We start from the raw sequence: 19,581 nt of genomic DNA, 5'->3' as shown, positions 1-19,581 counted from the left end.
ATCGCCTCCTTGACCGGCTATGACTTTATCCTTGAGGCTCTATTCTATGCAGCTTTATAGAGAATTGGTATCAGTTCTATTTTTTGGCTTAATAGTGTCGGTAATTTTCATTAAACCTCATTCTATTTTCCGCATAACTATTTATTGGACTGACGCATTCCACATAACTCCGCTGCTGGGGTGATTAGGTGGAAATCTTGCAGCCTAATCACCTGATCTGGGTGTTTAGGTGGAAATACGTCAGCCTAACGCCCCGATATGGGTGATTAGGTAGACGAGCTCAGTATAATCAGCCCTTCATGATGGGCTTTGGATTGCTTAGGGTTTATTTAGCATCGTTGCGGGTAGTCCTAGATGCAATCGGAACCTCGACCCAAGAAGTTATTAGAGCAAGTGCGTGATGTGATTCGCATGAAGCACTACTCCTATCGCACCGAGCAAACCTATGTGCAGTGGATTCGTCGCTATATTTTTTCCCACAACAAGCGTCATCCCAGCGAGATGGGCGTTCCAGAAATTGAGGCATTTCTCACACATCTTGCGGTTAAGGAGCATGTGGTGGCATCCACGCAAAATCAAGCGCTCAGTGCCTTGATATTTCTGTATCACCAAGTATTGCAGCAGCCTTTAGACGAGAGAATTGATGCGATTTGGGTTAAACGCTCTCGTAAATTGCCCACGGTCTTGACGGCTGAAGAAGTGAGGGATGTCATTCACCAGATGTCGGGCGTTCATCGGTTAATCCTCCAACTGCTTTATGGTGGCGGCTTGCGTTTGCGAGAAGCGATGCAGTTACGCATTCAAGACCTTGATTTTCCTCAGCAGCAAATTGTGGTGAGAGATACCAAGGGGCAAAAAAGTCGGATCACGATGCTGCCCACGAAGCTGATTCAGCCTTTGCAAAACCATGTGCAAGATGTCAAACGCATTCACCACCGTGATCTCAACCAAGGCTATGGAGCGGTAACTCTACCCTTTGCATTGGCACGAAAATATCCCAATGCGAATCGCCAATGAGTCTGGCAATTTGTGTTTCCGGCTTCGACTCGTTGCCGCGATCCGAGAAGCGGCGCTGTTGTACGGTTCCACCCGCACGAGAGTGGTTTGCAAAAAGCCGTCAAGCAGGCTGTACGCTTAGCGGGCATTGATAAACGAGTAGGTTGCCATACGTTTCGCCATAGCTTTGCGACGCATCTCTTGAAAAATGGCTACGACATCCGCACCATTCAAGAGTTGCTCGGCCACAAGGATGTGAAAACCACAATGATTTATACCCACGTGCTCAATCGGGGTGGGCGAGGTGTCCGCAGTCCGCTATATGGGTGATGGATGGATGACGATCGCCCTGCCGATTCCCCAGTTACGTTGCGATCGCCACTGTGGAACTACGCTGAAGCATCGAAGAGGCCAGAGCGCTAGCTCAGCATGAGGGTGTAGGCGAACCCGGCCGCCATCGACCCGACAAACGCAAACGCCAGATAGGCAATAAAAACGGGGCGACGAGCGAGGGCAAACACCGCAATCATCGCGGGAATGCTAGTCGCGCCGCCCGCGAGCAGGAACGTCATCCCGGCCCCAGAAGACATGCCCTGAGAAATGAGACCTTCAACGACGGGGAGAGCAGCATAGCCATTGAGATACAGCGGCACCCCGACCAAGGCCGCGAGACCGATTGACAGCAGCCCGCCATCGCCCGAGATCGCCTGCACCCACTCCGTAGGCACATACACAATCATCAAGCTTTCGAGCAAAAACGCTAGGGCCATCCATTTGCCCAAAAACCAGGCGTTTTTGCGAGCCCCTTGCCAGAACTTTTGCTGCCGCTCAGACTCTTGCCAAAACTGCCAGACGGGCGGCTTGGGATTACGGACGCGACTGCCGCCACAGCCACCATTGCCGACGCCCTCCCGCAGCGGATTCTCAAAGGCGGCGATCGCCCAGCCCGAGCGCATCAACGCCAGGGTGCCAAAGCCGCCCAACAGGCCGATCCCGACGGTGGCAACGGTTTTGAAAATGGCGAATTGCAGGCCCAGGGTGCCGACGGTCAGGACAAACATCGACGGATCCATCAGCGGGGACGCGAGCCAAAAGGCCATGACCGCCGCCACGGGCACCCCCATCGACAGCAGCGCCGCAATCAGCGGAATCACCCCGCAGGAGCAAAAGGGCGAAAAAGCGCCAAAGATGGCGGCGACGGGAATCATGACCGCGAGCTTGCCCTGAAAGGCTTTGGCAACCAGATTATCGGCTCCACTGGCGGTGGCGTAGGCCGCAATGCCAATGGAGAGCAGCAAAAAAGGCGCAACCTTCCACAGACTGTTGAGGGTAAAGCGCAGGCTGGCAGACGCTTGAGCAGGAACGAGAACCATCAGCGCCAGCAGGGTGAGGGCGATCGCGAGGGCTACCCCATCCACTTGCCGCACACTCCGGTTAAATCGAGTCAGTACGCTAGAGGCCATTGTCGTGAGTCCTTCGATAGTTCGGCAAACATCAAAATACAGAGCAAAAAACTGGTCTAATTACCGCAGTCGCCGGAGTCTGGAGACTCGCTATGGGCGGACGTGCGATCGCGGGGCAATGCCACCACCTGATTGCGGGTGCAGCATTCTTCAAACAAGAAATCCATCAGGGATTTCAGCGTCTCGGACTGCACGCTGTACCAAATCCACTGCCGGTCTTTATCCGCCGCGACGATACCGACCTGACGCAGCTTATCAAGGTGATGCGACAGGGTGGAGGCGGAGATTTCCAGCTCTTTTTGAATCTCGCCAGCGGGGAGCCCCTGGGGGTGGGCAGACAGTAGCAGCCGCACAATGCGTAGCCGCGAAGGTTGCCCCATGGCCGCAAAGGCCGCAGCAATTTTGTCCAGAGAGCGTTCAGACTTGAGGCGTATTTCCATGTTTCGATAATTATCGAAATACTTGCAATCGTCAAGCGCATAACAAAAACTTAGCGATCGCGACCTCGCACAGCATTAAAGAATGACGGCATTGAAGTTGTCCTTCCAGTTTTGCCTGCTCGAAGTCGTCCAAATTGATGGCGTTATTGGGGAGTCGCTGGCAGCTGGCGCTGAGAATGTCGTCTGCACGACTTGACATTTCAACTCAGATTGAAATAATCAGGATATTGTCACTCCATTACGGTCGATGAAATGTCGTGGCCCTTTAGGTTTGAAAAAGGTTGTTTTGCCTGGATTGACTGTTCCGCCAGCTGTCTGCTCGGTTCTGTCAGGGCTCACTGCGATCGCTCCCGCCGAAGACTAAGCTGATGATGATCATGATTCAATCTCAATCAAAGCTGATGGCTGCAGTCACGCTTGGGAAGTTAACGCTTGAGCCGTTGGTGTCGGCCAAGCGCGATCGCTGAGGTTGTGAGTAAATAATAGACCCAGAGATTTCTATGGCAAAAGTTGCAATCAATGGCTTTGGTCGAATTGGCCGTCTGGTACTCAGGGCGAGCTGGGGCTGGCCGGAGCTGGAGTTTGTCCACCTCAACGAGATCACCGGCGGCAGTGCGGCGGCGGCTCATTTACTGAAGTTTGATTCGGTTCATGGGCGCTGGTCATCAGAGGTGGAGGCGACGACCGAATCTGAAGTCCGGGTGGACGGCCAGCCGCTCAGCTTCAGTGAGTACCCAACTCCAGGTGACGTGCCCTGGGATGAGCTGGGCGTCGATATGGTTTTGGAATGTTCCGGCCAGTTTCGCACGCCGGAGCTGCTCGACCCGTACTTTAAACGAGGGGTAAATAAGGTGATTGTGGCCGCTCCGGTGAAGCAAGGGGCGCTGAATGTGGTTTACGGCATTAACGATCGCCTGTACAACCCGGATGAGCATCATCTGCTCACGGCAGCCTCTTGTACCACTAACTGCCTGGCTCCCGTGGTGAAAGTAATTCAGGAAGGGCTGGGCATCCGGCATGGGGTGATCACCACCATTCACGACCAGACCAACACCCAGACGATTGTCGATGCCCCGCATCAAGACCTGCGGCGGGCACGGGCTACGGGCCTGTCGCTGATTCCCACCACCACGGGCTCAGCGACGGCGATCGCCATGATTTACCCCGAGCTCAAAGGCAAGCTCAATGGGCTCGCCGTGCGGGTGCCGCTGTTGAATGCGTCCCTGACGGACTGCGTCTTCGAGGTAGCACAACCGACTACGGTAGATGCGGTGAACCAGCTCTTTAAGACCGCAGCGGCGGGCGAACTCGCTGGCATCTTGGGTTATGAAGAACGGCCTCTGGTGTCGATTGACTATAAAGATGATCCCCGTTCTGCCATCATTGATGCCCTGTCCACGATGGTGGTCGATGGGACACAGGTGAAAGTTTTGGCCTGGTATGACAACGAGTGGGGCTACGCCAACCGGATGGCCGAACTCGCTCGCCAGGTCGCCCAAAGTCTGGTCTAAACGGCGGCCCTAGCGGTGCTGCTCTCAGTTGTTCCCCAGCCTGGATGGTTAACGCCCATGGATTCTCCTGCCAAAATTGCTCAAGTCAGCATTCGCAACTATGCGATCGTGACCGTTGCCTACTGGGGCTTCACCATCACCGATGGGGCGCTGCGAATGCTGGTGCTGCTCTACTTCCACACCCTGGGCTATACCCCCTTGGAAGTAGCGATGCTGTTTTTGTTCTACGAAATCTTTGGCATTGTCACGAATCTATTCGGTGGCTGGATTGGCTCTCGGTTTGGGGTGAAGCTGACGCTTTACAGCGGCATTGCTCTGCAAATTTTGGCGCTGCTACTGCTCACTCCCGTGAATGAGACCTGGGCCCTGACCTTAGCGGTGCCCTACGTGATGGTGGCCCAGGCCTTTTCCGGCATTGCCAAGGATCTCACCAAAATGAGTTCTAAAAGTGCGATTCGCCTGGTGATTCCCCAGAACGCGCAGTCTGCGCTGTTTAAGTGGGTGGCCATTCTCACTGGGTCAAAGAATGCGCTGAAGGGGGTCGGGTTCTTTCTCGGCAGTCTGCTGCTAGGGGTATTTGGCTATGTGAATGCCCTGCTGATCATGGCTGCGGGCCTCATGGTGGTCTTGGTCTCGGGGCTCTGGCTGCCGTCGGGCATGGGCAAGGTAAAAGCCAAGGTGAAATTTCGCCAGCTGTTTTCTAAGACGCGGGAAATCAACATTCTCTCGGCGGCTCGGTTCTTTTTATTTGGGGCTCGGGATGTCTGGTTTGTGGTGGCTCTGCCTGTGTTTCTCTACAGCGTCTTGAACTGGTCGTTTGAGCAGGTGGGGGGCTTCCTGGCCATCTGGGTGATCGGCTATGGTCTGGTGCAGTCTTTGGCCCCCACCTTACTGCGCCGGTTTGGGTCCGGTCGCCCGCCCCAGGCGAGCACGATTCGGTTTTGGACGGGGCTGCTGACGGCGATTCCGGCCGCGATCGCGATCGCGCTACAGCTGGGTCGTCCCCCCGGACAAACGATCGTGTTGGGCCTGATGGTGTTTGGCGTGGTGTTTGCCTTCAACTCGGCGGTGCATTCGTACCTAGTGTTGGCCTACACCGAGGACGACCAGGTGGCGCTCAACGTCGGGTTCTACTACATGGCTAACTCGGGCGGGCGCTTAGTGGGGACGGTGCTCTCTGGGCTGATCTTTCAGATGTCTGGCCTGGTGGGATGTCTGTGGACCTCGGCGGTGTTTGTGCTGCTGGCGGCGCTGATCACGCTGAAGCTGCCGAACCCGAGGTCGGCCCAAGAATTGGTAAGCTGACTGTTATAGTTCTGAATTTTGGTGAGGACAGTTCTTGCAGCCTACCTATTAGCCTCCAAATTTTGGATGGCCATTCAGTTGAGGATTAGGTTGGTATCTGAAGCTTACTTTGGAGGCGGGAAGGGAGGATGCCTAATAAGACGCTAATTTGCATTGGTGATGGCGATAACATAGGCGATGTTATTGATCTTCACTTGCTCTCAGGAAATCTCGAAGAAGCCAGTAAATTTTCATTTCACGTAAAATCAGCTCTTGAAGAAATAGCGGCCTTAGCTAAGAGAGAAATCAAGGCTGTATTAGTATATGTTGCTGGTGATGATATATGTTTTATTGTTTCGGGCAACTTTAAAGTCGAAGATCTTCTGGCTTCTTATTCGAAATACTTTCTAGAGAAAACTGGAAAAACAATGTCATTTGGTGTTGGAAGAACATCGGTTGAAGCTTTAATCTGCCTAAGAAAAGCAAAAGTTTCGGGCAAGGGGCGTGTAATCACTTATGGAGGTTATCAAGATTGAGAGAGCTGTATATCTTTGTGACCACCGACAGACCGGATCAGTATCTTAACTCAATCGTCCATTGTATTGAAAAAGGTGTAAAAAGAGTCGTATTCATCCAAGTTAAAGACAATCGCATGGAGCAGATTCAACTAAATCTGCTTAAGACCAACGTGTACAACTTGCTTCGAAATCTTTCAATAGGTATCTATAAGTACTACACAGGTGCCTTCAAAGATCAAGTGGTTCAATTAGATACGGAATATGCTGCTGATGAACTGGCAAGACTAAAGGCAAAATACAGCCTGTGCTTGACAGATGGAATTGATTGGGAGGTCAAAAGAATCCAGTACCTTGACTTGAGAAAATATATATCTGCTCTTAGCAAAAGGAAAAGTAGCGCAATTGACGTCACATCAGTTTCTAAAGTCTACATAGGCGATATTTTTGCGTGTTCTTTGCTTGAAAACATTGATCAACTCTATACTTTTGAGCTACTTGTCAAGCCTAACTTTGAGAAGCCTTGGAAAACACTTGTTCACGAATTAGTGGAGGGCAAAGCGTATAGATACACGAACTTGGTTGAAACACTGATATTCAAGGATAGCAATAAATCGATTTTGATAAGAACAACCCCCCTGCTAATTTCAATAGTTCTGACTGTTTTATTTATAGCTTTTACACTTGTGGCAACTTTCTTCTTTGGCTTTAGCAGCATCTTCATACAAATCATAAGCACTATTGGGACAGTTTTGGGAATTATTTCATTTTTCCTCATTTATTTTCCCGTACGTAGCTAATAGTGTGTGGAAAGAATCGAAGCATAACAAACCAAATCAACTGCAACAGCGTCAAGCGAGCAGTGAGTTTAAAAGGTAGCTGTGCCTGTACACGATCAATGGAAGATAGAGTGGAGAAGCACATAACTCTGCTGTAGTTCTTCAAAAGTCCGTTGAGATGGACGAGGAACTCAATACGGCCGTGGAGGAGTGGCCTCGATCGCCATTAATCCCCAAATCAGGCCAAAGCGCACCCGCTGCGATCGCTGCACTTCATACCCGATCGCCTGCAAAAAATCGTGCAGTTCCGCTTCGGTGTAGCAGTTCTGGTGGGCCGGATCGATCCGGCTCAGCCCCCAGTCGCACAGCCGACACAGGAGAAAATCGCGACACCAGTCCAAAATCACGATGCGCCCTGTGGGGTGCAGCACCCGCTGCATTTCAGCTAACACCTGCGCCGGTGCGTTGAAATAGTGGAAGGCATTGGCACACACCACCACATCAAACTCTGCTTGCTGCCAGGGCAACGCTGAGGCCGCCGCTGGTTGGAATGTCACTGAAGGATGGTTGGTGAATTTTTGGCGAGCGATCGCCAACATCTGCTCCGAAAAATCCACCCCCGTGATCGCCTGTTCTGGCTGCTGCTCAACCAACAGCCGTTCCAGCTCCCCCGTGCCGCAGGCTACATCCAGTACCCTTTCAGTTGCGGCAATCTGCGCCCAGTCCACCAAAAAGGACAGCGTGTTGGTGATGTAGCCCTGCCAACGCTGATCGTAAATGTGGGCGAGGCGATCGTATTGCTGCTGTACCAAAATTTCCATCCCTCACCCCGTCCCGCTCGCTTGCCATCAAACATCTCGCTCCCCGGCGATTCCTGAAGAATTCGACCAGACCTGGGATTACCCGAGGGGACGCGCACAGCGGGGATCAGGCAAGGTCGCCTTTTCCGGTTCGCGGGGAAACCAGAACGCCGTTGTTTTGCAAAACTCTACCAGCATCAGCATCACGGGCACTTCGATTAGCACGCCGACGACGGTCGCCAAAGCAGCGCCAGAGTTGAGGCCAAAGAGCGTGACCGCCGTGGCGATCGCCACCTCAAAGTGATTGCTAGCCCCAATCAGCGCCGCCGGAGCCGCATCTTCGTAAAATAGGCCGAGCTTTTGAGCGATCGCGTAGGTAATGAAGAAAATAAAGTTGGTCTGCAAAAACAGCGGCACCGCAATCAGCAAAATATGCAGCGGATTTCGCACCATCAGGTCGCCCTTGAACGCAAACAGCAGCACTAGGGTAATCAGCAGCGCCGCAACGGAAATCGGGCTGAGATATTTCAAAAATACGTCATTGAACCAGGCACGACCTTTGTGTCGCAGAATCCACGTCCGCGATATCGCCCCCACCAGCAGCGGCAACCCGACGTAAATCAACACCGACAGCACAATGGTTTCCCAGGGCACCGCCAGGTTATTCGCCGCCAGCAGCCACCGCCCCAACGGCGCATAGAGAAACAACATCGCCAGGGAATTGATTGCCACCATCACCAAGGTGTGGCCCTGGTTGCTGAACGACAGGTAGCCCCACATCAGCACCATCGCCGTACAGGGGGCGATACCGAGCAGAATGCACCCGGCAATGTAGGAATCTGCCAGCGCCACTTCCGTCCCGCGAATGATTTCCGTGCCGCTGAGTAAGGGGCGAAACAGCCAGCCGAGAAAAAATTGGGCAAACGCCACCATCGTGAAGGGCTTAATCAGCCAGTTCACCACCAGAGTCAACACGACGGGCTTCGGCGTCTGGACGGCTTTTTTCGCCTGGGAAAAGTCAATCTTCACCATGATGGGATACATCATAAAAAAGAGGCAGATGGCAATGGGAATCGACACCTGATAGACGCTCATGGCGTCGAGGGTGACGGCAATCTGCGGAAACACCCGCCCCAGCAAGATGCCCGCAACAATACACAACGCCACCCACACCGTCAGGTAGCGCTCAAAAAAGCTGAGTTGTCCCCCCGCTTGCACCGCTGGGGAGTTGGTTTCTGAACTCGTGGACATAGGAACCCGGTTAAGTCGTCAATAAATTCACGTCAGGGCAGGCGCGATCGCGCTCCATCCTACCGCTCGATAGTTTGAACCGTTCGCCAGTTATTTCAAGATTGCCGATTTCAAGTCAGGTTGAAATGAGCCCTCAACACTCTGGCATGGCTGGCATCAGTGAGCCCGCACAGTTAATCATTTCAAATTTGGTTAAAATGTCAAGCCCTATGTCAGGGACGATACATTCCCGCAAGTTTCAACCCAAAATCGCTGAAAACACCTTTTGAAAAGCAAATAAGCGTGAATTCTGCAATGGCAGTGTCGATCAAAACAATTGCGTCTCTGCCCTCTGCCTTCAAAAATACTTCAACTCAGGTTGTTGCTTTCGGCAGGCGAACAGGTACGCGCAGGCAACCGGGAACTGTAGCGCCGGAAGTCTGACAAGTATTCTTCGAGTTCGACCAAGCGGGATAGATTGAGGCGGTAATAAATCCAGCGGCCTTCTTGGCGCGATCGCACCAACCCGGCCTGTTTCAAGGTCTTTAGATGAAATGAGAGTTTGGACTGGGCGACATTGAGGCGATCGCACAAATCACACACACACATCTCCTGCTCACGCAGCAACTCAATCACCTCAACGCGCAACGGCTCTGACAGCGCCTTAAAAATAGCAATCATCTCGACAGACGTGCGGGTAAGAACAGTTGACATCAAAGTGACTTGAAACATTCGACGCCCCTAGCTTATCAAGCTCTTGAGCCAGTTGCCACAGCCCGACCCCGCCAGCACCGAGACTGCCGACCGGGTAACTTTTATAATCCGAGCATAATTTGAGCCGCTGCCCGCTGCTGCTGGCAAAACCGACATGAGAGGGCTGTCAAGCCTCAGCCATGGCATCGGTAATGCTGCCGTATCCTGCGTTCACTGAGTTAATCATGCATACATCCTTCAATGCCTGGTGCGTCAAATGGCACCTACTTCTGAACATAACGCCTTGGGCACTGTTGTTTATTGGCGGCAAAGTCGGACTGCATTGGCTGCACTGGGATGTGTGGAGATTCGACTCGCTCACGGGCACGCTGTTTGCCGCCGCGACCTTCATCCTGGCGTTTATGCTGAGTGGTACGCTGCGCGATTATCAAGCCAGTCTTTATATGCCGACCGAATTAGCCAACGCGATTGAAGCGATCGCCGATGCCAACCAGGTCGCGGCAAATCGCCATCCCGACTATGATCCCGCCCCCTTGAGTGACCAACTGGGGACGCTGACTCAGCACCTCCTAGCCTGGCTAGAGACTCAGGCGGCGATCGCCCCTGTTGATACAGCCCTTGACCAACTCAATGCCCACTTTGCCGATATCCTGCGCTTTGGCGATGCCCCCATTATTAGCCGTGTGCAAGGCGAGCAAGCCAAACTCCGCCTGCTCATTCGTCGCATTCGCATCATCCGCGATACTGATTTTTTGCAGCCTGCCTATGTACTGTTGGAGCTCTTTTTGGTCAGCGCCACGGGAACTTTATTGTGGGTGCAGAGCGATCGCTTCGAGCAGGGGCTGATCGTCTCGACCCTCCTGTTTGTGGCGTTTGCCTATTTGCTGCAACTCATCCGTGACCTCGACAATCCTTTTCAATACGGCGACAGCTCAGTTTTGGATGCGGACCTATCGGCCCTGCGAGAAGTCGTCGCTCAGTTGCCGCAATGACGGCCAAGGATCCCCGCCCTCACAGCGATCCCCAGGCTTAGCCAAGCCCAAGGGGGCGGTTCCTTAGTCAGCGTTGAGCGATCGCCGATTGAGTCCACCGTGGCGGGGCTCAGCATTCAACGGACATCCATCAGGGCAATTTACACATCGGCCGATCAATAGATAAATTTAAGATTTTATTTATCTTTTTCGTGCCTGTTTTTACACTGCCTGAAAAAAGGAAGTAGAAGCTCTTTATGTAGAGCCTCGGGATCAAAGTTTTATATATCTTTCAGGGTATTTTGTTTTTTTTAGTTGCATGTTCATTGTTATTTGAAATACCATTTCTATATGTCAAAGGATATTTTTGAATATTAAGTCTCTTTTGATCCCCGCAATGTTTTCGGATCGGCGGCCTGGCTGACTGTAGTCAAAACAGCCGATTTTTTTTATAAAATCCCTCTCTGACACCCAACCTAAAATTGATGAATTACTCACAGCACATTGTTAACTGCCCTAACTGCGGTGGCCATGCCTCTCGCCACTTTCTGGATGCCGAGAGCTTAGTTCGCACTCAGTGTCCTCACTGCGATTATTTGATGATTACTTGCAGCAAGTCTGGCAACGTCGTTGAAGCTTACGCGCCGGGGCTGATGGCGATCGCCGGACGCTAATCCTGGCTAGACCGATGCGTTGGCAACCACACTTGTTTTGCCCCCCAGGGAGATTGTCGTTAGACCGTCTCCCTGATGTTTTGTGGGGGGCACTAGCAGCCTGGGTTTGACCGGGTATATCCGCGTTGGCGGTGGTGTTGGTAGCGCTGCAAACGTCGCTGCTGAGTCGAGATCGCCGGTTGATCGCCGATGTCCTGCAAAATTGTCAGAACCACCTGCTCGGCAGTTTCACAAGCGCCTTCCATATAGCCTTGATAACGACGAGAGCAATGTTCTCCGGCAAAAAAGACGTGCTCAGTGCGCTGGCCTTCCCACCCATAAAACGCCGACCATTGCCCGACCTCATAGCAAGAGTAAGCCCCCGCTGAGAATGGATCGGTCAACCATTGGCTGCGTAGCCAGTCGGGCGTTAACTGCGCCTCGGGAATGCCGGGGAAAAGTTGCGCCAAATCGTTCTGCATCGTGGGTGCCAGCTCGGCCAAGGCTTGTGTGGCGATCGCCTGTCCCCTCGTCCCCCCCGGATAGGCCACTAACAGTGCGTTATCGCTAGAACGGAGACTGTCGCAGGCTTCCCAGCAATGTTGCATGGCCAGATCGGTATAGGCCAACCCATTCAGCCCCTGCTGTCGCCACACTTTTGTGCGGTAGGCGCTAATGACTTTGGTCGGCGTACTGTAGCTGAGTTGCTGAATGGCCTGCCGCTGGGGGGCAGGTAGGTCAACCCTGACATCCAGGTGACGCAGCACGCTAAAAGGCAGCGTTAGCACCACCCGCCGATAGAGACGATCGCTAACGGTCTGTCCTTGCCGGAGAGTGGCGATGTATTGTCCATCGCGCTGGGCCACCAAGGCTTCCAGTTGGGTGGCTAGCTGCCCGCGATCGCCCACTGCGGCATACAGGGCGCTAGGCAATTGCGCGTTGCCCCCTTGCAGGTAGTAGCGCTCGTCGCTGTGGCCAAACAGGGATTGACAATCCGCCACCGACTTGAAGTAGCTCAGCAAATTCAGGCTCGACTGGCGAGTGGAGTCCACGCCGTATTTGATGGTGTAGGCCGTCGTGAGGGTTTGGTGGAGCGATCGCGATACTTCCCATTGCGACAGGTAATCAGCGATCGAGAGCGCATCCAAAGCGGCGATCTTGGCAGTCCGTTGACCCGTTTGCAAAAACCGCTGCACCGCCTGCCAGTCTTGCTGATGGGCCAATAACAAAGCGGTGAACTCTGCCTGCACGGCTTGCGGCTCGAGCGGTTGTTGCCCAAACCAAAACAAGTCTTCTGCGCCAGCGTCAACTTGCGACCACAGATCCACCACTGGCAGCCCCAGTTCTTGGGCGAGGGTGAGACAAGCCACATGGTCAGAATCAAAGGCTTCGCCCCCCAGTTCTGCCGTCAGGGATGTCCCTAACGCATTGGTGACACTGTGGATGCGACCACCAGGGCGATCGCGGGCTTCCACAATGTCTACGTCGATACCAAATTGCTTTAACCTGTAGGCGGTGACTAAACCCGCCAAGCCAGCACCGACAATCAACGTCTCGGCTGGGGAAGCCACAGTCACGATTTCGATCATGGAAGTTAACGCATAAAGCGCAGAACGCTTGATAAGTAGGGATTTGGGGCAGATGAGTCATGCCACACAGCCGCCGCTAAGGGGGGGTGAAGATGACTAAGGTGCATTAAACCAAGACACCACAGCCGGGGATAGCGGCCAGCCAACCTGGGCGAATCCGCTTCATTTCATTATCAGGCTAGAAATCTATACTTTGTGATGGATATTTTGCTGCATATTTTGGGGGCATGGAGACAACGATGAATTCTCTTGGACGTCATATTCTGGTTGAGTTTCACGGCTGTTCCAGCGAAATTTTGAACGATGTGCCTCACATTGAGGCCAGTATGTTGAAGGCGGCCAAGGAATCTGGGGCGACCATCATCAGTTCGACGTTTCACCATTTTTCACCCTTTGGGGTCTCAGGGGTGGTGGTAATTCAGGAAAGTCATTTAGCGATTCACACCTGGCCAGAATATCGCTATGCGGCGGTCGATCTGTTTACCTGCGGCTATTCGGTCAATCCGTGGGTCTCTTACGAAATTCTCAAAACCGAGTTTCAGGCGCATCACGGTTCGGCGGTGGAACTCAATCGCGGTCAGCTGGAACTGTTGGAAAAGTCGGACATTGATGTGGGTGATTTGCGCGATACGGCGACCCAAAAGTTGATTTCGCCGCGCTATAGCCGCAATGTCTGGTTTACCGATCGCAACGAAAATATGGCCCTCTCGATTCGGCACAAGGGCGATCGCATTTTTTACGAAAAGTCGCCCTATCAAACGGTGGAAATTTTCGACACCTTTGAATACGGCAAAATGCTCACCGTTGACAAGATGGTGATGTGTTCTGAAAAGGATGAGAAGGCGTATCACGAAATGATCATCCATGTGCCGATGTTGGTGCAACCCGATATCCGCAACGTGTTGGTCATCGGCGGTGGCGATGGCGGCAGCGTGCGGGAAATTCTCAAACACGACCAGGTGGAAAGCGTCACCATGGTTGAAATTGATGAGGCGGTGGTGCGGGCCTCACGGGAATTTTTGCCCACCCTATCGGCAGCGCTCGACGATCCCAAACTGGAGCTGATCATCGGCGACGGCATCGATTTTGTGCGCCAGGCTCCGGCTGACGCCTACGATTTCATTGTGGTGGATTCCTCCGATCCGGTCGGGCCATCGGAGGGGTTATTTAGTCAGGCGTTCTACCAAGATGTTTACCGTTGTCTGCGTCCCGGCGGCATGATGACGGCTCAGAGCGAATCGCCCCGCTTTAACCAGCGGGCCTTTATCGAGCTGAACCACTGCCTCAAAGAGATTTTCGGCGTCGCTTCGGTGCACTGCTATCTGGCATTCATTCCGACTTACCCGACGGGGATGTGGAGCTTCTCCTTCTGTGCCAAAGGAGCGCGGCATCCGGTCAAGGATCTGGATGGCGATCGCGCGGCCCAGTTTGCCGCCGCCCACAAGTTGCAGTACTACAACGCGGGCATCCACCAAGCCGCGTTTTGTTTGCCCACCGCGATCGACCAGATGCTGAATGGCTAGCCGCGCTGACCTGATTCGCAATTTTGACCCCAGCGGCGTCGGGCTGGAAAACGGCAACTTTTGTGGTCTGCCCTTTGACTACGACACCGCTGGGATCTTACTGCTGGGCGTGCCGTGGGAAGTCACGGTGTCTTACCATGCGGGCACGGCGGCTGGCCCCGAGGCGGTGCGGCAGGCGTCTCCCCAGCTGGATCTGTATGACCTTGACTATCCCGATGGCTGGCAGCAGGGCCTCTATATGCCGCCGTGCCCGGATTGGATTCGTGAACTCAACGATGAGTTGCGCCCCGCCGCCGCCGACATTATTCACGCCACGGAGCAGGGGCTGGATATCGCCAGTGATGAACGACTCGCGGGCTTGCTCCAGCGGGTCAATGCAGGCGGCGATCGCGTCCATCACTGGCTGTATGACACCACCCAACGAGCGATCGCGGCGGGCAAACGGGTGGGGGCGATCGGCGGCGACCACAGCATTCCCCTCGGTCTGCTGCGTGCCCTGGCGGATCACCACGGCAGCTTTGGGGTGCTCCACATCGACGCCCATGCCGATTTGCGCCCGGCATATCAGGGATTTCCCTATTCCCACGCCTCGATCATGCATCAGGTGATCGCCCTGCCGCAGATTTCCCGCCTGGTGCAAGTCGGCATTCGCGATATCTCCCACGGTGAGGTCGCGACGATTCAACAATCCCAGGGCCGCATCCAGACCCACTATGATCCCGTGTTGCAAGAGCGACGGTTTGCGGGCACCCCCTGGCGCGACCTCTGTCGCGAAATGATTGAGCCCCTCCCCAATCGCGTCTACGTCAGCTTTGACGTGGATGGCCTCGACCCGAAACTCTGTCCCCATACGGGAACGCCCGTCCCCGGCGGCCTAGAACTGGAGGAAGCCTTTGCGCTATTGCGCGAGGTGGTGAGGAGCGATCGCCAGATTATCGGTTTCGATGTGTCGGAAGTCGGTGATGGCGACTGGGACGGTAACGTTGCTGCCCGCATCGTCTACAAGCTGTGTAACTTAATGGGGCGATCGCTCCAGCCTGGCAACCGTTCCGTCTAGTGCAGCAACGCGACCTGTGGTAAAACTTGATTCCGACATCGTCTGTCCATCCACCCCCATCAGGTAACCGTTCATGTCTGTCAAAGAAGTCGTTATCCAGGGCATGCGCACGGTCAGTCCACTCACGTCTCCTTTCTTTGACACCCTGCTCGCCTGGTCCCAAAAATATCGAGAACTGCGCTTTCTGTTGCCCGCTGGCAAGCAGTTTGTGTATGACCAATACTTAGGCCAATTCCAGGTCAATATCGACACCACCTTTCCCATCGAAGCCGAAATGGCGACGGGCCGCTATGACCTCAAAACCTCCGCCGTTCTACAAAAATTCATCACGGCAGACGCTACGGTGTTGGATATTGGGGCCAATGTCGGCGCTCTGACGTTATTAATGGCGAGCCTGACGCCGCATGGTCGGGTGGTTGCGATCGAGCCGGGGCCGAGCACCTTTGCCCGACTCCAGGCCAATGTTGAGCTCAATCCCCAGTTATCAAACAGGGTCGATATTTATCAGTTGGGGATTGCCGACCAGCCGGGGGTGCTCTACTGGCAAGAAGACGCCAACGTCCCAGGTAATGCCGGATTATTGGGCCAGGACGGAATAGAGGTGAAGGTGAAATCACTGGATGATTTCGTGCCGCAATTGAGCTTAGAACGCCTCGATTTCGTCAAGATCGATGTCGAAGGGATGGAATATGAAGTCATTAAGGGCGGTCTGGACACGATCGCTCAATATCGCCCGATTCTCTACTACGAAACGTTGGAAAGTTTTCGCGTCAATCGCGGCTTCGATATGTACAACCAGATTTTCAAGATTTTGCAGGACTTAGGCTATCGGCAGTTTGCGATCGCCCCCCACGCGCGAACGATGGAAGTCCAAAATCTCGACCAACTGCTCTCCCCCAATACCCTCGCGATCCCCTCAGAGCAGGTGACCGAGGGCTAGTCGTCGTTGTTATCGACGGAAGGGGGTGGGTCAGCCGGGGGGGCGATCTCAGTCGTTGGCTCAGCGCCCGTGGCAGCTTCTCCCTGCAACAAATCCTTGACCTGACTCAGCACCGTCCCCAGTTTGCCCTCGTCGAGCAAGCTATTAATGAGGGATAAGCCACTGGTGGAAAGCAGCAACTTATTGATGTCGCCAGGCGTAGTGCCGTTGCCGTCGCCATTCATCCCCGGAAAAGCATAAATCCGCGCATCGCCAATCACCCCTGGTTGCGGAGCCAAAGCGCTCAACACTTCCGGCAGGCGCTCCGCTAGTTGCGGCCACATTTGCGCGATCACATCCGCCGTCAGGTTGGCGCTACTGATGGCATTGCGGGCTTCGATATTGGCCTGCTGCCCCTGGGCTTGGGCCAGCGCCTGGTCTAACTCTGCTTGGGCCAAGGTGCGAATCGCTTCGGCCTCTAGCTCGGCGGTCTGCTTCGCGATTTCGGCCTGTCGCCGCTTGCGAAACACATCAATTTCCACCACGTTTTGGTCAGCGATCCGCCGTTCTTGGGCTTCCCGCTCCGCCGCAATTAAGGACAGCCGCTGCTCTCGCTCCGCCTGTTCCACAAAAGTGGCCGTTTCGACTGAGGCCTCAGCCTGGGCGCGTTCGGCCTCCGCCATAAACCGACTGCGCTCTTGCTCCGCGATCGCGATCGCGGCTTCCTGTTGCGCCACCTTCGAGGCCCGTTCCGCTTCCGCAATATCCACCAGCGCCAGATACTGAGCCGAGTCCACGGCCTTTTGGCGATTCACTTCCGCCACATCCGATTCTTCGCGTTGCCGCGCCTGGGCAATTTTTAGCGTCTTCTGTCGTTCTTCGAGTTCAATATCCGCGTCGATTTGTTTTTGCCGAACGCTGAGCTGCCGCTGAATTTCTTCCTCTTCCACCGACTGTTCTTGCAAAATCTTCGTGCGCTGGGCCGTCGCCGCTTCGCGATCGCGCTTTTCTTGAATTTCTCGCTCCCGTTCCGCTTTCAAAGACTCCAGCTCCAGAATTTGAGCCTGTTTGGCATCTTCTTGGTCACGGGCAATTTCCAGCGATCGCTTTTCCGCATCCAGTTCCTTTTGCTCAATTGCCACCCGCGTCGCCAGTTCCACTTCCCGCTTTTGCTGAATCGACCACTGAATCGTCTCCGTGCGGAGTCTGACTCCCTGGGCGTCGAAAAAGTTATTCGTGTCGTAGGTGTCACTTTCCTCAATTTCCGAAATCGCCAGGTTGTTCAGCGTCAGCCCCACCTTCTTCAAATCCGGCTCAATCAAGTTGAGCACTTCCTGCGCAAAACCCAGTTTGTCAGAGTCAATTTCCGCCAGAGTTTTTGTTTTGGCCGCCGCTCGAATGCCGTCATCAGCGCGTTTTTCCAGCGCGTTTTTAATGTCTTCAGGGGTAATCTGCCCCTCCCGCGACAGGCGCGCCGCCGCCGTGAGCACATCGTCTTCCGAAGCGTTGATGCACACGTAAAACGTCACCCGCATATCCGCCCGCAGATAGTCCTGAGTCCGCACCGCCAGCTTGCCTGTGCGCTCCACATCAATAGACAGTTCCCGCAGCGGGACGCGGGTCAGCTCGTGAAATCCGGGCAGCACCACACAGCCGCCATTCAAGACCACCTTTTTTTGCTTGCGCACCACTCCACCCGTTTTCACAAAGGCTTCGTTGGTCGGCGTAATGACGTAGACGCGGGTATACGCCACGATCGCCAGCAGCAGCAGCACGATGAACATGACGACGCCACCCGACACCAACACACCTAATCCACCCAGTTGCCCAACCACCGGCGCTGGCGTTAGGGGCATTTCGGCGATCGCCGCCGTCGGTTCCAGAGCCATTACCTCACCGTCCTCGTCCAGAGTCAGATCAGGCAAAGTCGGCAAGGATTGGATCAAAGTTAGCCAGAACAACATAAGCGCCTCATCACAACTCAATGTTTAGTCAAAACTGTCACGTCTTCCGTCTCACGTCGGCGTTTTACCACTCAACCAACGTTCTTGATCAATGCTGTCGCGGGCAATCACCAGGTAGTAGCCCCCCGACCGTTCAATCACCAAAACTTTTGCCCCCCGCCGCAGGCTAATCGTCGCCCAGTCCGGGAGCTTGGCACTCACCGTCACAAAGTTAGCCGCTGCATCTTTGACATCCACCTGGCCGATTTTTCCCGCACTCTCTGGTGGCACAAATGCGGAGGTCACAGTGCCTAAACAGCCCACCAAGCGATCGCTACTCACATCTTCGCCAAAGGCCGCAAATATCTTGCCAATCGGTCGCGACAGTACACTGCCCAGCCATAAAGCCACCGTCAACGAGCCCAGAAAAATGCCCAGCGCGACCCACCCAGCTAGGGGTTGAGACAACGCTTCGGCGATCGCGACATTGAGCACCCAGCCCACTAGCCCCCACAAAGTCAAATCCATGGCTAGTAGCAACATGAGCGGCGTGCGCCCCACCCCAAACCAAGACAACAGCTGTAACGGACTCAGGCCACTGCCCTCGCCATCCAGGTCAGTATCCCAGTCCCATGGGGCCGTACCGTCCGCATCCGCATCGACCTCAGCGTCAACCTCGACCGCCACATCCGCATCGACCTCGGCATCCAGATCCAGATCATCGTCTCCCCCTCCAGACAGGATCACAACTAGAAACAAGACAATGCCTGCACCCAAAAAAATCCAGTAGGGCAAATTTGCAAGACTAAACAGCATGACCGCCAATAAATAACTGGAGTGGAGCGCCGTGCTCGTCGTATAACGGCGATTCTGCGTCGCCTTCCATAACCACGCCCAAGATAGCCGCCAAATCAGTAAATCTCTCGATTTGGCAAGCTTTTGTAACCCAGTACGGCACGGCAGTCACCCTTGGAACGTACTCGGACTGGAGGCTAACGCCGAATGAAGGCTATCCTGCCCGTCATAGCTGAGAGATCGACAATTGCTGTAGTACCCCCGGCTCCATCGGTGCAATAGGCGGAGGACTGGGGTGACCCGAGGTGGTAGACAGCCCTAATGCTTAGTGGTGCAGAAAAGTCCTGAGAGTATTGATGTAGCTAGATTCTCAGATTGAGAAGGGGAGCCATCTGTGAG

The 19,581-nt window shown here is 54.2% G+C and carries 18 protein-coding genes and 1 pseudogene; 10 read left to right on the top strand and 9 right to left on the bottom strand.

What is annotated here, in order from left to right; all coding sequences use genetic code 11:
- Positions 1–354 precede the first annotated feature (354 nt).
- A pseudogene (locus tag JUK32_RS06175) lies at positions 355–1,326 on the top strand (integron integrase).
- Positions 1,327–1,415: 89 nt separating this feature from the next.
- Here the strand turns inward: JUK32_RS06175 and JUK32_RS06170 are convergent.
- Genes JUK32_RS06170 through JUK32_RS06160 form a run of 3 tightly spaced genes read right to left on the bottom strand, consistent with a single transcriptional unit; the run spans position 1,416 to position 3,098 of the window.
- A complete protein-coding gene (locus tag JUK32_RS06170) occupies positions 1,416–2,459 on the bottom strand; it encodes a permease (protein WP_204137973.1) in 1,044 nt (347 codons plus the stop codon).
- A gap of 56 nt (positions 2,460–2,515) precedes the next feature.
- Entirely contained in the window at positions 2,516–2,899 is a 384-nt protein-coding gene (locus JUK32_RS06165; RefSeq protein WP_204137972.1) for a helix-turn-helix transcriptional regulator, read from the bottom strand.
- 31 nt (positions 2,900–2,930) lie between these two features.
- Complete coding sequence (locus tag JUK32_RS06160; RefSeq protein WP_204137971.1) at positions 2,931–3,098, bottom strand: hypothetical protein; 168 nt, start codon at positions 3,096–3,098, stop codon at positions 2,931–2,933.
- A gap of 301 nt (positions 3,099–3,399) precedes the next feature.
- Between JUK32_RS06160 and JUK32_RS06155 the strand changes: the two genes are divergently transcribed.
- From JUK32_RS06155 to JUK32_RS06140, 4 genes are all read left to right on the top strand, one after another.
- On the top strand, positions 3,400–4,410 hold the full coding sequence (locus JUK32_RS06155) for an ArsJ-associated glyceraldehyde-3-phosphate dehydrogenase (protein ID WP_204137970.1): 1,011 nt from the start codon (positions 3,400–3,402) through the stop codon (positions 4,408–4,410).
- Positions 4,411–4,467: 57 nt separating this feature from the next.
- Entirely contained in the window at positions 4,468–5,715 is a 1,248-nt protein-coding gene (arsJ, locus tag JUK32_RS06150; protein WP_204137969.1) for an organoarsenical effux MFS transporter ArsJ, read from the top strand.
- 128 nt (positions 5,716–5,843) lie between these two features.
- Positions 5,844–6,230, top strand: a complete 387-nt coding sequence (locus JUK32_RS06145; RefSeq protein WP_204137968.1) for a mCpol domain-containing protein — start codon at positions 5,844–5,846, stop codon at positions 6,228–6,230.
- Complete coding sequence (locus JUK32_RS06140) at positions 6,227–7,009, top strand: hypothetical protein (protein WP_204137967.1); 783 nt, start codon at positions 6,227–6,229, stop codon at positions 7,007–7,009. The genes JUK32_RS06145 and JUK32_RS06140 overlap by 4 nt, the downstream gene beginning before the upstream one ends.
- 170 nt (positions 7,010–7,179) lie before the next feature.
- Here the strand turns inward: JUK32_RS06140 and JUK32_RS06135 are convergent, their stop codons facing one another.
- From JUK32_RS06135 to JUK32_RS06125, 3 genes are all read right to left on the bottom strand, one after another.
- On the bottom strand, positions 7,180–7,809 hold the full coding sequence (locus JUK32_RS06135; protein WP_204137966.1) for a class I SAM-dependent methyltransferase: 630 nt from the start codon (positions 7,807–7,809) through the stop codon (positions 7,180–7,182).
- A gap of 78 nt (positions 7,810–7,887) precedes the next feature.
- Positions 7,888–9,039: an ACR3 family arsenite efflux transporter gene (gene arsB, locus JUK32_RS06130; protein ID WP_204137965.1), complete on the bottom strand. Its 1,152-nt coding sequence runs from the start codon at positions 9,037–9,039 to the stop codon at positions 7,888–7,890.
- 348 nt (positions 9,040–9,387) lie between these two features.
- Positions 9,388–9,732 carry a helix-turn-helix transcriptional regulator gene (locus tag JUK32_RS06125; RefSeq protein ID WP_204137964.1) on the bottom strand — a complete coding sequence of 115 codons (345 nt, stop codon included), beginning with the start codon at positions 9,730–9,732 and terminating at the stop codon, positions 9,388–9,390.
- A gap of 224 nt (positions 9,733–9,956) precedes the next feature.
- Between JUK32_RS06125 and JUK32_RS06120 the strand changes: the two genes are divergently transcribed.
- Together JUK32_RS06120 and JUK32_RS06115 are read left to right on the top strand one after the other, a co-directional pair.
- The gene (locus JUK32_RS06120) at positions 9,957–10,724 is read left to right on the top strand and encodes a hypothetical protein (RefSeq protein ID WP_204137963.1); all 768 of its coding nucleotides are present in this window, start codon (positions 9,957–9,959) and stop codon (positions 10,722–10,724) included.
- Between the two features lie 464 nt (positions 10,725–11,188).
- Entirely contained in the window at positions 11,189–11,377 is a 189-nt protein-coding gene (locus JUK32_RS06115) for a replication restart DNA helicase PriA (protein ID WP_204137962.1), read from the top strand.
- A gap of 92 nt (positions 11,378–11,469) precedes the next feature.
- Here the strand turns inward: JUK32_RS06115 and JUK32_RS06110 are convergent, their stop codons facing one another.
- A complete protein-coding gene (locus JUK32_RS06110) occupies positions 11,470–12,945 on the bottom strand; it encodes an NAD(P)/FAD-dependent oxidoreductase (protein WP_204137961.1) in 1,476 nt (491 codons plus the stop codon).
- Between the two features lie 239 nt (positions 12,946–13,184).
- On the opposite strand from JUK32_RS06110, the gene speE reads away from it, so the two are divergent.
- The 3 genes from speE (at position 13,185) to JUK32_RS06095 (ending at position 16,465) form a co-directional block, all read left to right on the top strand.
- Positions 13,185–14,468 carry a polyamine aminopropyltransferase gene (gene speE, locus JUK32_RS06105; protein WP_204137960.1) on the top strand — a complete coding sequence of 428 codons (1,284 nt, stop codon included), beginning with the start codon at positions 13,185–13,187 and terminating at the stop codon, positions 14,466–14,468.
- Positions 14,461–15,525, top strand: a complete 1,065-nt coding sequence (locus JUK32_RS06100; protein WP_204137959.1) for an agmatinase family protein — start codon at positions 14,461–14,463, stop codon at positions 15,523–15,525. The genes speE and JUK32_RS06100 overlap by 8 nt, the downstream gene beginning before the upstream one ends.
- Positions 15,526–15,598: 73 nt before the next feature.
- Positions 15,599–16,465 carry an FkbM family methyltransferase gene (locus tag JUK32_RS06095; protein WP_204137958.1) on the top strand — a complete coding sequence of 289 codons (867 nt, stop codon included), beginning with the start codon at positions 15,599–15,601 and terminating at the stop codon, positions 16,463–16,465.
- On the opposite strand, the gene JUK32_RS06090 is transcribed toward JUK32_RS06095, so the two are convergent.
- Both JUK32_RS06090 and JUK32_RS06085 read right to left on the bottom strand, forming a co-directional pair.
- On the bottom strand, positions 16,462–18,408 hold the full coding sequence (locus JUK32_RS06090) for a flotillin family protein (protein WP_204137957.1): 1,947 nt from the start codon (positions 18,406–18,408) through the stop codon (positions 16,462–16,464). The two genes, JUK32_RS06095 and JUK32_RS06090, sit on opposite strands and share 4 nt — an antisense overlap.
- Positions 18,409–18,459: 51 nt before the next feature.
- Positions 18,460–19,203, bottom strand: coding sequence for an OB-fold-containig protein (locus JUK32_RS06085; RefSeq protein ID WP_204137956.1), 744 nt, complete (start codon positions 19,201–19,203; stop codon positions 18,460–18,462).
- Positions 19,204–19,581 lie beyond the last annotated feature (378 nt).

This window comes from Halomicronema sp. CCY15110, assembly GCF_016888165.1.
Classification (GTDB): Bacteria; Cyanobacteriota; Cyanobacteriia; order Phormidesmidales; family Phormidesmidaceae; genus Halomicronema.
Note: the sequence above shows the minus strand (reverse complement) of the source record. Positions and strands in the feature narration are given on the sequence as shown.

What these genes read in the sequence shown, in the direction of transcription:
- arsB (WP_204137965.1), bottom strand. Translation starts at nt 9,039, where the DNA reads ATGTCCACGAGTTCAGAAACCAACTCCCCAGCGGTGCAAGCGGGGGGA.
- JUK32_RS06100 (WP_204137959.1), top strand. Translation starts at nt 14,461, where the DNA reads ATGGCTAGCCGCGCTGACCTGATTCGCAATTTTGACCCCAGCGGCGTC.
- JUK32_RS06170 (WP_204137973.1), bottom strand. Translation starts at nt 2,459, where the DNA reads ATGGCCTCTAGCGTACTGACTCGATTTAACCGGAGTGTGCGGCAAGTG.
- JUK32_RS06095 (WP_204137958.1), top strand. Translation starts at nt 15,599, where the DNA reads ATGTCTGTCAAAGAAGTCGTTATCCAGGGCATGCGCACGGTCAGTCCA.
- JUK32_RS06160 (WP_204137971.1), bottom strand. Translation starts at nt 3,098, where the DNA reads ATGTCAAGTCGTGCAGACGACATTCTCAGCGCCAGCTGCCAGCGACTC.
- JUK32_RS06155 (WP_204137970.1), top strand. Translation starts at nt 3,400, where the DNA reads ATGGCAAAAGTTGCAATCAATGGCTTTGGTCGAATTGGCCGTCTGGTA.
- speE (WP_204137960.1), top strand. Translation starts at nt 13,185, where the DNA reads ATGAATTCTCTTGGACGTCATATTCTGGTTGAGTTTCACGGCTGTTCC.
- JUK32_RS06125 (WP_204137964.1), bottom strand. Translation starts at nt 9,732, where the DNA reads ATGTCAACTGTTCTTACCCGCACGTCTGTCGAGATGATTGCTATTTTT.
- JUK32_RS06085 (WP_204137956.1), bottom strand. Translation starts at nt 19,203, where the DNA reads ATGCTGTTTAGTCTTGCAAATTTGCCCTACTGGATTTTTTTGGGTGCA.
- arsJ (WP_204137969.1), top strand. Translation starts at nt 4,468, where the DNA reads ATGGATTCTCCTGCCAAAATTGCTCAAGTCAGCATTCGCAACTATGCG.
- JUK32_RS06165 (WP_204137972.1), bottom strand. Translation starts at nt 2,899, where the DNA reads ATGGAAATACGCCTCAAGTCTGAACGCTCTCTGGACAAAATTGCTGCG.
- JUK32_RS06115 (WP_204137962.1), top strand. Translation starts at nt 11,189, where the DNA reads ATGAATTACTCACAGCACATTGTTAACTGCCCTAACTGCGGTGGCCAT.
- JUK32_RS06110 (WP_204137961.1), bottom strand. Translation starts at nt 12,945, where the DNA reads ATGATCGAAATCGTGACTGTGGCTTCCCCAGCCGAGACGTTGATTGTC.
- JUK32_RS06135 (WP_204137966.1), bottom strand. Translation starts at nt 7,809, where the DNA reads ATGGAAATTTTGGTACAGCAGCAATACGATCGCCTCGCCCACATTTAC.
- JUK32_RS06120 (WP_204137963.1), top strand. Translation starts at nt 9,957, where the DNA reads ATGCATACATCCTTCAATGCCTGGTGCGTCAAATGGCACCTACTTCTG.
- JUK32_RS06090 (WP_204137957.1), bottom strand. Translation starts at nt 18,408, where the DNA reads ATGTTGTTCTGGCTAACTTTGATCCAATCCTTGCCGACTTTGCCTGAT.
- JUK32_RS06145 (WP_204137968.1), top strand. Translation starts at nt 5,844, where the DNA reads ATGCCTAATAAGACGCTAATTTGCATTGGTGATGGCGATAACATAGGC.